The sequence below is a fragment of the Shewanella corallii genome, from assembly GCF_023349125.1.
Classification (GTDB): domain Bacteria; phylum Pseudomonadota; class Gammaproteobacteria; order Enterobacterales; family Shewanellaceae; genus Shewanella; species Shewanella corallii.
The window spans coordinates 294,580-308,220 of sequence record NZ_JAKIKT010000007.1; the positions used below are offsets into that span (position 1 = coordinate 294,580).

The following is a 13,641-nucleotide window of genomic DNA, read 5'->3' on the forward strand; positions in this document are numbered from 1 at the left end:
TGATGAAAAGCCCACGGATATTGCTCCTGTGAAGTCGGAGCTGAAATGAAGGAAGTTGCGGGCAGAAAAACGCCGCTACCTTGGTAGCGGCGGGATTATATCATGTATCAAGCTGTATCAGTTTGCGTCAGCGCAATTGCTTTCAATACCGCCAATCACAGAGCTAAGACTTGAGGGGCAGATAGATATGAGTTTCGCTCATATGTTCGGGGACTTCGGGAAACCAGGCTATGCGTTCAAAAAACAGGGGGAAGTCAGCGGCCTCTCTGCCACTGTCATTGAGCCATTGATAGAGCTGGTTTACCGCATCACCCAAACCATTATCTGAACCTGTGTAGGGTATCCAGGCGCAAAGCGCTCTAGGGAATTCCATTAGCTGTACTGGGTCATCAGTAAGCGCATCTGCCTTAATGCTTCCATGTTTGATTCCCGCAGCCAGTCCGAATCTGAACTGCTGAGGTGGGACGGTCGATGGATCGTCATAGATAAGGTTGAACGTGCGGCTGTCGGGAGGAATACATCCAGCCTTACGACGCCAGTTGATAAAGCGGCTGATAGTTTGGGGCAGCATTTGCTGGGGCCCTGAATGCATCATGAGGGCGATTGACTGACTTTCAAATTGACGGACTTCTACTGGGTATGAGGTCATGCTTTTTTCCCTGTTATTGTCGGGCAGGACCGTCAGGAACTTGAACTCAGGCGTGCGTCTGAATGCGCTGGGAGACATTCCCACGAGCTGCTTAAATGCCCGGCTGAAACCTTCCAGCGACTCAAACCCATTATCCAGCGCGATGTCGGTCACGCTGAGCTTCCGGTAGGTCAGTTGGTGGGCAGCGCGCTCAAGTCGCAAACGTCTTAAATACTCTGCAGGTGTCAAACCGAGCTGAGCCTGAAACACCCGGTGAAAGTGAAACCGGGACAGACAGGTACTTGCAGCCATATCTGCAAGAGACCAGTCTTTGCTGATCTCTTCAGTCAGCTGCTTGATAAGACGTTCAAGCCTACTTTGAATATTGCCTTTGTTTGTCATCCTGGCCTGCTTAAGTTAAAACACAGGGATAAATTACAGCTGTTGTTCCCTAAAAACCTGACCTGGATTGCGGTCTTGCTGATGCCAGTCAGTAAAAAAGAAGGCGGTGTTGCCACGGCCTTCCTTTTATATTGGTTGAGTTGAGCGCTTTTATCAGCTTGCGGCTTTCATGGCTGAGGTAAATTCGGCAAGTTTCGCCAGCATCACTTCAGGTTCAGTTTGATGCTGCTCAATAATCTTCACTACAGCAGAGCCTGAAATGGCACCGGCTGCACCGGACTCAATAGCGGCGCGAACCTGATCCGGAGAACTTACGCCAAAGCCCAGCAGTGGCGGCGGCGCATTAAACTCTGCCAATGCTTTTAATACTTCTCCCACTGGTTTGCCAGCTTTGGAGTCTGTACCTGTTACCCCGGCGCGGGACAGCAGGTAAGTGTACCCACTGCCAGCTTCGCTGACGCGTTTGAGGGTTTCGCTGTCGGCATTGGGCGGCGCGATAAAGATAGGGGCAATACCGTGGGCTTTAGCTGATTCGATAAACGGCCCGGCTTCTTCAACCGGCACATCAGCTATCAGAACTGAGTCGACACCGGCATCTTTGGCCTTGGCATAGAAGTTATCCATACCGTTGGCGTATACCAGATTGGCATAGACCAGCAGGCCGATAGGTAATTGTGGATATTTGGCGCGTACCTGGGTCAGCATTTCAAAGCAAACCGATGGCGTCGTTCCCGATGCGCGGGCACGCAGATTGGCGCCCTGGATCACAGGGCCATCGGCCAGAGGGTCAGAGAAAGGGAAACCCAGTTCCAGCGCGTCGGCGCCGTTTTGTACCAGGGTATCGATAATCGCCAGTGACAGCTCAGGGCTTGGATCGCCCAGGGTCACGAAGGGAACGAATGCACCGCGCTGCTGTTCATGTAGGCGGGCAAAGGTTGTTTGATAACGTGTCATTGTGTGCTCCTGCCGCCTTATTGGCCTGCTTTACTGTCTTGGGCTTGTTGTGCTGATGCCGATACAACAACTTTGGACTGAGCTTGTTGCTCAAGGATGTCAGATACAGTGAAGATATCTTTGTCGCCACGACCGGACAGGTTCACCACCAGAATGGTTTCCTCTGTGGCTTGTTCGGCCTTTTTCACGGCGTAAGCCAGGGCGTGGGCAGACTCCAGTGCGGGAATAATACCTTCAGAGCGCGCCAGCAACTGGAAAGCTTCCAGCGCTTCATCATCCGTAGCAGACCCGTACTGTGCACGGCCGGATGCGTGCAGGAAGGCATGCTGTGGCCCCACAGAAGGGAAGTCCAGACCTGCAGAGACTGAGTAGGACTCTTCAATCTGACCATCTTCATCCTGCATCAGCGGGGCTTTCATGCCAAAGAAGATGCCGGTCTTGCCATGGTGCAGGGGCGCGCCGTGTTCATCTGTATCTATTCCTTTACCGGCGGGTTCAACGCCAATCAGCTGGACTGAGGTTTCATCGATAAAGTCAGCAAACATGCCTATGGCATTGGAGCCGCCACCCACACAGGCGATAACTACGTCGGGCAGGCGACCTTCTTTTTCCAGAATTTGTTTCTTGGTTTCTTCGCCAATCACCCGCTGGAACTCACGCACAATAGTGGGGAAAGGGTGAGGACCGGCGGCGGTACCCAGCAAATAGTGGGCATCGTCGTAGCTGGCAGACCAGTCGCGCAGCGCCTCGTTACAGGCGTCTTTCAGGGTTGATGAGCCTGAATGTACAGGAATGACCTCTGCGCCCATCAGCTTCATACGGAATACATTGGGTGATTGGCGCTCAACGTCCTTGGCACCCATGTAGACGCGACACTTAAGGCCGAGCAACGCACAGGCCAGTGCAGTAGCCACGCCGTGCTGACCGGCGCCGGTTTCGGCAATGATCTCTTTTTTGCCCATGCGCTTGGCCAGCAGAGCCTGACCCAGTACCTGATTGGTTTTATGGGCGCCGCCGTGGAGCAGATCTTCACGCTTAAGGTAAATTTTCGCCAGCGGATTAGGGCTTAAGTTCTTGGTCAGGGTCAGGGCTGTTGGGCGACCGGCATAGTTTTTCAAAAGGTCGATAAATTCTGCCTTGAAGCTGTCGTCCGCCATGGCGTCAATAAAGGCTTGCTCCAGTTGTGCCAGAGCTGGCATCAGGATTTGCGGTACAAAGGCCCCGCCGTATTCGCCAAAGTAGGCATCTAATTTAAAGTGACTCATCTTTTTTCCTTTTGGCTTTCCATATCACCCAATTTCTTTGTCGAAAGTGCTCATTTATGATTTATAAACTCCGCGCTTTCTCCTTGAACTTGGGCGATTTGGCTATGCCTTTAATTCATTGATATTTGTTATTCGGTTCGTTTTGCTCAGCGTCTAATACAATCTCAGGGCGCTGAAGGCTTGCTCAATTAATTCCGGATCTTTGATGCCGGGCATGGACTCAAGACCTGAGTTGAAATCCAGCGCCAGAAATCCTGCGCTATCTGCGTCTCTGGCATTACCCGCATTCAGGCCGCCTGCCAGCATTGCACTGCTTTTATTTGGCAGGCTCTGTTGCCAGTCAAACTGCTCGCCGCTACCGCCAAAGCCCAATTGGCCCTTGCTGTCATATAGCAGGCGATCACAGCTTTGAATAAGTTCATCCGGGCAGTTGCCCACTTCCCCTGAGTCAGTATTGACACTGACTGCTTTCCAGACTTGTGCAGAGCCTGGCAGCAGCGTTTTAAGCTGGGCGATTTCATAAGGGGTTTCCTGACCGTGCAGCTGCACCGCAGTAAGCCCAAGCTGATTGGCGTACCCGGCAATCAGCTCTGGGCTCTGGTTTACAAATACGCCAACCAATGCCAGCTTTTGCTCAGCCTGTGCATTGGCGGCTGCAAGTGATTGGGCCTGCTCCAAGGTGATTTTGCGTTTGGATTTGTCAGCGAAAATCATGCCGCCATAAACTGCGCCTGAGCTGGCAGCGGCCTGCATATCTTCAATTCTGGTCAGGCCGCAGACTTTGTGCTCGCCACGAATAAGTTTGCGGCAAGCCATATCCAGATCATCTTGAGCCATCAGTGAACTGCCTACCAGGAAGCCAGCTACCAGAGGACTTAAGCGACGAACATCCTGATGGGTGTAGATGCCGGATTCGCTGATCACCAGGGTGCCCGCCGGAATGCGTGGCGCAAGCTCCTCTGTGGTGGCCAGATCTGTGCTCAGATCCCTCAGGTTACGGTTATTGATACCAATAATGCGGGCATCCAGGGCAATGGCGCGCTCAAGCTCCTGTTCATTGCTGACTTCGGTCAGAATATCAAGACGGTATTTGGCAGCCTCCGCGGCCAGGCTCCTGTACTCCTGGTCATCCAGCACGGAGAGCATCAGTAGGATAGCGTCAGCTCCCTGATGGGCAGCCAGTTGCACCTGATAGGGAGAGACAAAGAAGTCTTTGCACAAAATAGGCTGTTGGACTAACTCCCGTACCTGAGGGATATAGGCCATATCTCCCTGGAAAAATTCTTCGTCGGTCAGCACCGAAATCGCACTGGCGTGACGGCGATAAATGGATGCGATTTGGGCCACATCAAAGTCATCACGAATGAGTCCTTTGGATGGGCTGGCCTTTTTACACTCCAGAATAAAGCCTGCAGCAGGGGCGGCCAGGGCATCATATAAGCTGCGGTCTGAAATTTTGGGCTCAAGCGCTTCACCAAAGCGTGCTTTAAGGGCGTCGATATGTGCGGCCTTGGTGTCGACAATTCGGGTCAATACATTGCTCATGCCTGCTTCTCCTGAGCGATAGTGGCTTTGGTGTTGTCATCGATGCTGGCTAACTCCTGCAGCAAACTCCAGGCTTTGCCGCTTTCCAGGGTTGCCAGTGCCTGAGCTGTACCGGTTTTTACGCAAGGGGCCAGACCGCTCAGGTACAGGGCACAACCCGCATTGATGGCCACGGCATTGGTATGAGCCTGCTCGCCATTGCCCTGCAAAATTGCCTGAGTGATAGCGGCATTCTCTTCCGGCTCTCCACCTTCCAGATCTTTGATTTCAGCGCTTTCAACGCCAAAGTCTGCCGGGGTCAATGTGTATTGATTAAGCTGACCATCTTTAAGCTCAACCACGGTCGTCTCACCATGCAGGGCGACTTCATCCAGACCGCTGCCATGAACCACCATGGCGCGGCTTACTCCCAGCGCTTTGAGGGTTTCTGCAATGGGCACCAGCAATTCATCTGTGTACACACCCAGCAGCATATAGTCAGGGCTGGCAGGATTGATCAGTGGTCCCAGAATATTAAACAGGGTGCGGGTTTTCAGCTCCTGACGCACAGGCACCGCATGCTTGACGCCTGCGTGGTAGTGAGGGGCAAACAGGAAACACAGGCCCAGCTCTTCCAGACATTTGGCTGCAGTTTCAGGGGACATGGTCAGATCGATACCAAACTTGGCCAGCAGATCCGATGAACCTGACTTACTGGACACACTGCGGTTGCCATGTTTGGCGACCTTGGCGCCACTGGCGGCTGCAACAAAAGAGGCGGTTGTGGAGATATTGATTGTGTTGTAGCCATCGCCACCTGTGCCTACGATATCGATAATGCCGGACACCTCATCGGTTTTTGGAAAAGGCCTGGCGGCGGCGCGCAGGGCGCTGGCGGCCCCGGTTATTTCATCAATGGTTTCGCCGCGCATCTTCAGGGCAATCAACATAGCCGCGATATTGGCCTGGCTCATTTCGCCCTGAATGAGGGAGGCAAACAGTGACTGGCTTTCGGCTTTAGTCAGACTTTGACCCTGGTACAGCTGCTCCAGCAGGGCTTTTTGTTCGAACAGGCTTTGCTGAGATTGTGCCATCACAGGCCTCCTTTTACTTCTGACTGACTCTTCAGGTAATTGAGTGTTTGCACCAGCAACTGGCTACCGGCAGTGGTTAAGATGGACTCAGGGTGGAACTGGAAGCCCACTGATGGATGCTGCTGATGACCGATGGCCATAGGCAATTCATCTGTAGTGGCGATAATCTCCAGACAATCCGGGACCGAGGTCGCCACCAAAGAGTGATAACGGGCTACCGGCAGCGGGGTTGGCAGACCATCAAATAACGGGTTGCCATTGTGGATGATATTGCTCGCCTTGCCATGAACCACAAATGGTGCACGCCCCACAGTGCCGCCATAATGCTCAACCAGTGCCTGATGGCCCAGACAAATCCCCAGAATGGGTAACTTGCCAGCAACTTTATTCAGCAATTGCATCATGCAGCCAGCCTGATGAGGGGCTCCCGGACCGGGAGACAATATCAGGGCGGTGGGATTGGTCTCTGACAGCAGTTTGTCCGTCAGAAAGTCCACGTCTATATCGTTACGGTAGATCACCACTTCACAGCCAAGGGAACGGAATTGATCGACCAGGTTGTAGGTAAAGGAGTCGAAGTTATCCAGCAGATAGAGTTTCACAGGCCACCTCCCTGCTTGATGGCATTGATAACGGCCTGAGCCTTTTGTCTTGTTTCGTCGGCTTCCAGTTGTGGTACGGAATCAAATACTACGCCGGCACCGGCCTGAATATGCGCCACGCCGTTCGCAACAAATGCGCTGCGAATAACGATACAGGTATCCATATCACCCAGGCCGTTTAAGTAACCTACTGCGCCGCCATAGCTGCCCCGACGCTCACCTTCACACTCACGTACCAACTGAGAGGCTCTGACCTTGGGGGCGCCCACAAGTGTGCCCATATTCATGCAGGCCTGATAGGCGTGCAGGGCGTCCAAGTCATCTCTCAGTTCTCCGGTGACCCGGCTTACCAGATGCATCACATGGGAGTAGCGGTCGACTTTCAAAAGCTCGGCCACTTTGCGGCTGCCGGCGCGAGCAATACGCGCAATATCGTTACGGGCCAAGTCCACCAACATCAGATGTTCAGATAGCTCTTTCTTATCTAATCTGAGCTCAAGCTCAATGCGGGAGTCCAAATCGGCATCAATACTGCCGTCGAGTGCTTTGCCACGGGGGCGGGTACCGGCAATGGGGTACACCTCAACCTGATTGGACTGTGCTTCATATTTCAGCGCACTTTCCGGCGATGCGCCGAACAGGGTGAAATCTGGCCCACGGAAATAAAACATATAGGGGCTGGGGTTGCTGGCCCGCAGCGCCCGGTAAGCGCCAAGAGGATTTGGGCAGGGCAGGCTGAAACGGCGTGAAGGCACTACCTGGAAAATATCACCGGCGACAATGTGCTCTTTTAGTTCATCAACCTTGGAACAGAAATCACTGTCGCTGATATTCACGCTCAGTTCGGCTGTGACGGGATAGATTTCCTCGGCCGGGCAATGGGCTTTGGCTTTGTCGATAAGGTTGGCGGTGCGATTGGCCAGCTTACCGAGGACCAGATCGTCACGGGTGAAAGCATGGGTAATCAGTTCAGCAGACGCTTGTTGATGGTCAATCAGCAGCAGGGTTTCAGCAAGGTAGAAGAGGTAATCAGGACAGTGGTTGGCGCCATTGGCAGTGGCAGGTAGGGGTTCGACCGTATCTATCAGGTCATAGGCCAGCACGCCGCCGAGGAAGAGATCTTCAAAGGCATCCACGCCGCCTATCTCTTTGACCAGCATCCGCAGCCCTTCCAGTGGCGAACAGGCTTTTAAGCGGGAGTCTTCATCCATGACGCCGGTTGGCCGCACCAAAGTCACTGTCAGTGTGTCACCGTTTTCGCTCTTGCTCGAGCCCGGGAACTGCTCAGTGTTGAAGTAAGCGGCTATGGGGGCGAACAGGGCGCGGCCATTGCCACTTAAGGCGGTGAAGGTTAAGCGGTAGCCATCGGCGCGGATCATCAGAGCCGCATCTGTCATCACCAGGCTTTTTAAATGATCCTTGGTGTCGATTTCGGCAGATTCCAGCAGCAGGGTGTTGGCGCTGTCATTGCACAAATGCTGGTATAGACTCAGCGGATCACTGTGATAGCTGATCGCCTGCTTTTGGGTAAAAACGTCGGGAAATGTAGGGAGTCCCGTATTTTCTGTGTTTTTCATCTGTCTATCCTGTTTTCGCCAGTCTTGCTGACCTTTTGACCTGCTGCCTTGCGGGTCTTTTTGTAGATGCAGATTTAACTCAGATACAAAAAAGGCCCGCATTGTGCGGGCCTTTTGTCGAATTCTGTCTCAGTTAAATGAGTGCAGCACAACACACTACCCGCAAGTTGGATAGTGCCACCACCAGTTATTGTTAACGATGAAAGTATGCTTGTTCATTTAACGTGTCATCTCTGTTGTCTATGCCCTATAGAAAAACCAATCGTGGAAACTTTGTCAATTGAATAATGCTCATTTTTAACGATAACTGCTTTTTTCTTCGGCAAAGTGGGATTTTGGCAAGCTTTGCCTGTAAAACAGACCTGATATTTACCATCTGAACTCTGAGTATCTGCTACCGCAATTACACTGCGACCCCGATATTTGTGCAGTCTAGCTGTGACCGGCTTTAGTGAGTTTGCCTGACATTAGCTAAGTTCGCGCTTTTCCTGAAAGAAAAGAGTACAATTGCCACCATGACAACAGATACCTTACTGGCTGATTTACACAGCCATACCACAGCATCCGATGGCCGTCTGGCTCCAGCGGACCTGGTTGCCCGTGCGATTGAGCAGGGCGTGCAAATGCTGGCAATTACCGATCACGATACCGTTGACGGCTTGGGTGAAGCTCACCAATACAATAATGCCCAAAGTGAGCCTCTTAATTTGATTAATGGCGTTGAAGTGTCCACCCGTTGGAATCACTTCGATATCCACGTAGTGGGACTGAATGTCGATATTCACCATCAGCCACTGCTGGATTTTCTGGAAAATCAACGGAGCTTGAGAGAAGAACGTGCCCGTGAGATAGGTGTGCGGTTAGCCAAAGCTGGCATTGAAGGCGCCTATGAGGGGGCTAAATCACTGGCTGGGGATGCCGCCATCAGTCGTGGTCACTTTGCCCGTTTTTTGGTGGAGCATGGTCATGCACCTGACTCCATGGCGGTATTCAAGCGCTTCCTTGCCCGGGGAAAAACCGGCTACGTACCCAATAACTGGGCGGATATTCCCACAGCGATCGAGATAATACATGACGCTGGCGGCGTTGCTGTGATGGCTCATCCAAGTGCCTATAAACTCTCGGCGAAATGGCTTAAACGCTTGCTGAGAGAATTTAAAGAAGCCGGTGGCGATGCCATGGAAGTGGTCATGGGACAGCAGACATTGGATGACAGAACCAATCTGGCAGCTCTCAGTATTCAAAAGGGATTGCTGGCCTCTGTGGGCAGCGACTTTCATTTCCCCGGCCGATGGATCGAGCTGGGCAAAAACTTGTACCGGCCTCAGGGACTCTCCTGGGTCTGGGAATCAGAAAAATGGGAAACCAGATCATGAGTCAGTTTTTCTATGTACATGAGGTCAATCCTCAGGCCCGTTTGATTAGCCAAACGGTGAATATTCTTCAAAGCGGTGGTGTTATTGTTTATCCAACTGACTCGGGTTATGCCCTGGGCTGCATGATTGGCGATAAAGGTGCGATGGAACGTATTGCCCGTATTCGTAATATCAAGCATGACCACAACTTTACCCTGATGTGTCAGGATCTGTCCGAGCTCTCCAATTACGCCCGGGTCGACAACCAGGCGTTTCGCTTGCTTAAACACTGCACCCCGGGGCCTTACACCTTTATCTTTAAAGGCACCAAGGAAGTTCCCAAGCGCCTGCTTAACGATAAGCGCAAAACTATCGGTATTCGTGTGCCGGACAATGTGATTGCCCGTGAACTGCTGGAGGCCTTGGGTGAGCCAATGCTGTCCACCAGTTTGATTATGCCGGGTCAGGATTTTACCGAGTCAGATCCTGAGGCAATTCGCGATATGCTGGAGCATCAGGTCGATGCGATTGTGCATGGCGGTTATTTGGGTGAGAACCCAACGACCGTGGTGGATCTGTCTGAAGGCGAAGTGGAGATTATCCGTGAAGGCGCTGGAGATCTGACCCCATTTCTTTAAGTTCAGATAGCAGGTATAATCGCGCGTTTGGCGATAAAACGCCTGATTGCGGGTTAACTTTGGAGAGCTCATGCAGAGCGTACAACAAGTCTTACCATTAGCTGTTGTTCGCGGCGAGCCAATATCCGAGCTGCCCGCAGACCTGTTTATTCCTCCGGAGGCGCTAGAAGTTTTCCTGGAAGCCTTCGAAGGACCGCTGGATCTCTTGCTTTACCTGATCCGCAAGCAAAAACTGGATGTGGTGGATTTGCCACTGCAACAGATTGCGGCTCAGTACCTGGAATATATCACCTTGCTGACCGACGCCAGAGTAGAGCTGGCGGCGGACTATCTGGTGATGGCGGCGACGTTGGCGGAGATTAAATCCCGTTTGTTGCTGCCCAAAATGGTCACAGAAGATGATGAGGAGCTGGACCCAAGAGCCCAGCTGATTAAGCAGCTGAAAGCCTATGAGGTGATTAAGTATGCCTCTGAATCTCTGGATGCTCTGCCACGAATGGAGCGGGACCTGTTTCAGGCCAACGCCAAGGTAGGGCCAGGGGTAAAACCCGAAATATTGCCGCCGGACGTGACGCTGGCTGAACTGGCCAGAGCCTTTGCCGGAGTGCTTAAACGCATTGAGCATACCGCCCATCATGAGGTGAAACGGGAAAACCTCTCCACCCGTGAGCGGATGAGCCAGATTCTGGCGATGTTGGATGGCGAGAATTTTATCCCTTTTTCGTCGCTGTTTAAGGCGCAAGAGGGCAGAGCTGGTGCCGTGGTGACCTTTCTGGCACTGATGGAGCTGGTTAAAGAGTTGCTGGTGGAGCTTTACCAGCGCGAACCTCTGGCTATGATTTATGTAAAGGCGCGCTGATGCAGATTAATGCCGAGCAGCTGAAGCAACTGATTGAAGCCTGTTTGTTTGTGCAGGCCAAACCTATCACCCTCAAGGAACTGAGGGAAACTGTACTGGCACCTTTCAGTGTGTCCAGAGAGCGTATCCGGGCCGCAGTAGAAGAGCTGCAGCAGGATTATCTTCCCCGTGGTGTGCAACTGGTGAAAGTCGCCGGTGGCTACCGATTCCAGAGCCGGGAAGAGCTCAGTCCTTACCTGCAGGTACTTTGGCAGGAAAAGGCGCCTAAATATTCAAGGGCGACACTGGAGACACTGGCTGTGATTGCCTACCGACAACCTGTGACCCGCGGAGATATTGAGCAGGTTCGCGGCGTCGCCGTAGGCAGCCATACCATCAAGGTGCTCTCTGAACGGAATTGGATCCGTGTTGTGGGCCATAAAGAGGTCGCGGGCAGACCCGTTCTCTATGCCACCACCACGGAATTTTTATCATACTTTGGCCTGGATACCCTGGCGGATTTGCCCCCGCTGACTGATCCTGAGTCATTGGCTGCCCTGTTTTCCAACCGGGAGCAGGCAGCAGAGCAGTTAGAAGAGTCTACTAATGAGTGAAAAATTGCAGAAAGTCTTGGCCCGCGCAGGCCATGGCTCCCGTCGTGAGATGGAGGCATGGATTGCTGCAGGACGAGTTAGTGTTGACGGACAAATCGCAAATTTGGGTGACCGTATCGAGGCAGACGCCAAGGTACGTATCGATGGTCGTGCAGTTTCTCTGAAGTCTGCCGACGACATCGTGTGTCGTGTATTGGCTTACCACAAGCCTGAAGGTGAAATCTGTTCCCGTAAAGATCCAGAAGGTCGTCCTACCGTATTCGACCGCCTGCCCAAGGTGCGTGATGCACGCTGGGTGGCTGTAGGTCGTCTGGATATCAACACCTCAGGTTTGTTGCTGTTTACCTCTGACGGTGAACTGGCCAACCGTTTGATGCACCCATCCAACGAAGTTGAGCGTGAATACGCAGTACGTACCTTTGGTGAAGTCACTGAAGCGGCCGTGCAGCGTTTGCGCGGTGGCGTGATGCTGGAAGATGGCCCGGCCCAGTTTGATTACATCAAGGCTGCCGGTGGTGAAGGTATCAACCAGTGGTGGCACGTAGGCCTGCGTGAAGGTCGTAACCGTGAAGTGCGTCGCCTGTGGGAATCTCAGGAGATCCAGGTCAGCCGTCTTATCCGTGTTCGCTACGGTATGATTGAGCTGCCAACCACACTGCCTCGCGGCGGTTGGATGGAGCTGCCACTGGAGCAGGTAAACTATCTGCGTCAGTTGGCGGGTATGGATCCTGAAACCCGTACTTTGCTGGGCGCTGACAAGCACAGTGTTGCCCGTGCCAAGGTACGCAGTGCCAAGATTAAGCGTGCGGTACGCAAGCACAAAACTACAACCGGTAAGCCACGTCAAAAACCAAGTCGCCAGCGCAGCTAATCTCCGCTGACGATAAGCTTAAGGCTTTATCCTGTTGATTAAAAAGGTCGCATTTGCGGCCTTTTTGTTTTTCAGACAGACTGATAATAGGAGCCGAAGCTATTTGAGCGTCCAAATGTCTGCCAGGGATGAATATGAAACTCCAGTCTGTTGCTTGTATCTGGGATAAAGGTGAGCACAACGCCTTTACCGACCTGTGCCGTTTTAAGGGCCAATTTTACTGTATTTTCCGCGAAGCCAGCGCCCATGTGAGCGATGAGGCCGACTTGCGTATTCTTCGCTCTGATGATGGAGTTGATTGGCATTCTATTGCCCTGCTCAAGATGCCAGGCAAGGATTTACGGGACGGAAAGCTATTGGCTCAGGAAGATAGATTATTGGTTTATGGCGCAGCAGTAGACCGCAGTGACAGCGCTGATCCACATAACTGTCTGGAGTCCTGGGTGTGGCAAAGCACTGATGGTGTTGATTTCAGCGAACCTGAGATAACCGTTTCAGATAATAACTACTGGCTGTGGCGGGTAAGGCAAGCTCAGGATGAATCGGGCTTTTATGGCGTAGCCTATCGAGGCGGCCCTGAAGGGGATGTTCGCCTGTATCAAAGCGATAATGGCCTTGATTTTGAGTGTACTGTCGCACCCTTGAATTCATCCGGCTATGTCAATGAAGCCGATATGTTGTTTGAAGATGGTAAGGCTGAGATTTTACTTCGTCGCGACCCGGTATGGGGCCCGGAATTTACCGGTTTATTGGGGACTGCCGACGCTCCATATCAGGAGTGGAACTGGCTTGAGCTCAGTTGCCGTATCGGCGGCCCCGTGATGTTTGAATGGCAATCCCGTCTTTTTGCCGTAGTGCGCCTCTATGACGATAACGTCAGAACTTCTATAGTTGAAATCGACAGAGTCAGTGGCAAGATCACTGAGCATCTGACACTGCCCTCAGGCGGCGATACCAGCTACGCAGGAGTGGTGCTTGAAGGCAATAGTCTCTACATCAGCTACTACTCATCCCATGAAGGTAAAACCAATATCTACTTTGCTAAGGTTGCCTTGGCTTAACCTAACGGGCTAACCGAGAACTGAGTTCTATAAGTTTGTTTAGCGAGAGCTGGTATACCCATAATGTTTAAGGAACATCTGGTAGGGAAGCATGCCACTCTTCACAAATTCTTATTGAGGGGGCGTAATTACGCTTCTGATATGTCAGATCCATGCTAGCCACTACCTTACGTTGGTGCAAGAAAACAAAAAGCCACCTGCTGAGCAGATGGCTTTTA

13 protein-coding genes are annotated in these 13,641 nt (G+C 52.3%); 6 read left to right on the forward strand and 7 right to left on the reverse strand.

All coding sequences use genetic code 11. The annotated features are described in order from the left end of the window. Positions 1-163 precede the first annotated feature (163 nt). From L2725_RS17595 to L2725_RS17625, 7 genes are all read right to left on the reverse strand, one after another. On the reverse strand, positions 164-1,030 hold the full coding sequence (locus tag L2725_RS17595; protein ID WP_249250158.1) for an AraC family transcriptional regulator: 867 nt from the start codon (positions 1,028-1,030) through the stop codon (positions 164-166). Positions 1,031-1,183: 153 nt separating this feature from the next. Further along, on the reverse strand, positions 1,184-1,984 hold the full coding sequence (gene trpA, locus L2725_RS17600; protein WP_249250160.1) for a tryptophan synthase subunit alpha: 801 nt from the start codon (positions 1,982-1,984) through the stop codon (positions 1,184-1,186). Positions 1,985-2,001: 17 nt separating this feature from the next. Next, the gene (gene trpB / locus L2725_RS17605; RefSeq protein WP_249250162.1) at positions 2,002-3,249 is read right to left on the reverse strand and encodes a tryptophan synthase subunit beta; all 1,248 of its coding nucleotides are present in this window, start codon (positions 3,247-3,249) and stop codon (positions 2,002-2,004) included. Positions 3,250-3,402: 153 nt separating this feature from the next. Then, positions 3,403-4,794: a bifunctional indole-3-glycerol-phosphate synthase TrpC/phosphoribosylanthranilate isomerase TrpF gene (trpCF, locus tag L2725_RS17610; RefSeq protein WP_249250163.1), complete on the reverse strand. Its 1,392-nt coding sequence runs from the start codon at positions 4,792-4,794 to the stop codon at positions 3,403-3,405. Then, the gene (gene trpD / locus L2725_RS17615; RefSeq protein ID WP_249250164.1) at positions 4,791-5,867 is read right to left on the reverse strand and encodes an anthranilate phosphoribosyltransferase; all 1,077 of its coding nucleotides are present in this window, start codon (positions 5,865-5,867) and stop codon (positions 4,791-4,793) included. Before trpD ends, trpCF begins: the two co-directional genes overlap by 4 nt. Continuing rightward, positions 5,867-6,469 carry an aminodeoxychorismate/anthranilate synthase component II gene (locus L2725_RS17620; protein WP_249250165.1) on the reverse strand — a complete coding sequence of 201 codons (603 nt, stop codon included), beginning with the start codon at positions 6,467-6,469 and terminating at the stop codon, positions 5,867-5,869. The genes trpD and L2725_RS17620 overlap by 1 nt, the downstream gene beginning before the upstream one ends. After that, positions 6,466-8,046, reverse strand: a complete 1,581-nt coding sequence (locus L2725_RS17625; RefSeq protein WP_249250166.1) for an anthranilate synthase component 1 — start codon at positions 8,044-8,046, stop codon at positions 6,466-6,468. The genes L2725_RS17620 and L2725_RS17625 overlap by 4 nt, the downstream gene beginning before the upstream one ends. A 515-nt stretch (positions 8,047-8,561) precedes the next feature. Here L2725_RS17625 and rnm point away from each other — a divergent pair. The 6 genes from rnm (at position 8,562) to L2725_RS17655 (ending at position 13,423) form a co-directional block, all read left to right on the forward strand. Further along, entirely contained in the window at positions 8,562-9,422 is an 861-nt protein-coding gene (gene rnm / locus L2725_RS17630; protein WP_248935824.1) for an RNase RNM, read from the forward strand. Next, positions 9,419-10,039, forward strand: a complete 621-nt coding sequence (locus L2725_RS17635) for an L-threonylcarbamoyladenylate synthase (RefSeq protein WP_248935823.1) — start codon at positions 9,419-9,421, stop codon at positions 10,037-10,039. Before rnm ends, L2725_RS17635 begins: the two co-directional genes overlap by 4 nt. A gap of 70 nt (positions 10,040-10,109) precedes the next feature. Beyond that, a complete protein-coding gene (locus L2725_RS17640) occupies positions 10,110-10,898 on the forward strand; it encodes a segregation and condensation protein A (protein WP_249250167.1) in 789 nt (262 codons plus the stop codon). Then, on the forward strand, positions 10,898-11,491 hold the full coding sequence (gene scpB / locus L2725_RS17645; protein ID WP_249250169.1) for an SMC-Scp complex subunit ScpB: 594 nt from the start codon (positions 10,898-10,900) through the stop codon (positions 11,489-11,491). The genes L2725_RS17640 and scpB overlap by 1 nt, the downstream gene beginning before the upstream one ends. Continuing rightward, on the forward strand, positions 11,484-12,362 hold the full coding sequence (gene rluB, locus L2725_RS17650) for a 23S rRNA pseudouridine(2605) synthase RluB (protein WP_248935821.1): 879 nt from the start codon (positions 11,484-11,486) through the stop codon (positions 12,360-12,362). The genes scpB and rluB overlap by 8 nt, the downstream gene beginning before the upstream one ends. 134 nt (positions 12,363-12,496) lie before the next feature. Further along, the gene (locus tag L2725_RS17655; protein ID WP_249250171.1) at positions 12,497-13,423 is read left to right on the forward strand and encodes an exo-alpha-sialidase; all 927 of its coding nucleotides are present in this window, start codon (positions 12,497-12,499) and stop codon (positions 13,421-13,423) included. Positions 13,424-13,641: the final 218 nt, after the last annotated feature.

Excerpts from the sequence above, each read along its gene's own strand:
- L2725_RS17595 (WP_249250158.1), bottom strand. The coding sequence starts at position 1,030 with ATGACAAACAAAGGCAATATTCAAAGTAGGCTTGAACGTCTTATCAAG.
- trpA (WP_249250160.1), bottom strand. The coding sequence starts at position 1,984 with ATGACACGTTATCAAACAACCTTTGCCCGCCTACATGAACAGCAGCGC.
- trpB (WP_249250162.1), bottom strand. The coding sequence starts at position 3,249 with ATGAGTCACTTTAAATTAGATGCCTACTTTGGCGAATACGGCGGGGCC.
- trpCF (WP_249250163.1), bottom strand. The coding sequence starts at position 4,794 with ATGAGCAATGTATTGACCCGAATTGTCGACACCAAGGCCGCACATATC.
- trpD (WP_249250164.1), bottom strand. The coding sequence starts at position 5,867 with ATGGCACAATCTCAGCAAAGCCTGTTCGAACAAAAAGCCCTGCTGGAG.
- L2725_RS17625 (WP_249250166.1), bottom strand. The coding sequence starts at position 8,046 with ATGAAAAACACAGAAAATACGGGACTCCCTACATTTCCCGACGTTTTT.
- rnm (WP_248935824.1), top strand. The coding sequence starts at position 8,562 with ATGACAACAGATACCTTACTGGCTGATTTACACAGCCATACCACAGCA.
- L2725_RS17635 (WP_248935823.1), top strand. The coding sequence starts at position 9,419 with ATGAGTCAGTTTTTCTATGTACATGAGGTCAATCCTCAGGCCCGTTTG.
- L2725_RS17640 (WP_249250167.1), top strand. The coding sequence starts at position 10,110 with ATGCAGAGCGTACAACAAGTCTTACCATTAGCTGTTGTTCGCGGCGAG.
- scpB (WP_249250169.1), top strand. The coding sequence starts at position 10,898 with ATGCAGATTAATGCCGAGCAGCTGAAGCAACTGATTGAAGCCTGTTTG.
- rluB (WP_248935821.1), top strand. The coding sequence starts at position 11,484 with ATGAGTGAAAAATTGCAGAAAGTCTTGGCCCGCGCAGGCCATGGCTCC.
- L2725_RS17655 (WP_249250171.1), top strand. The coding sequence starts at position 12,497 with ATGAAACTCCAGTCTGTTGCTTGTATCTGGGATAAAGGTGAGCACAAC.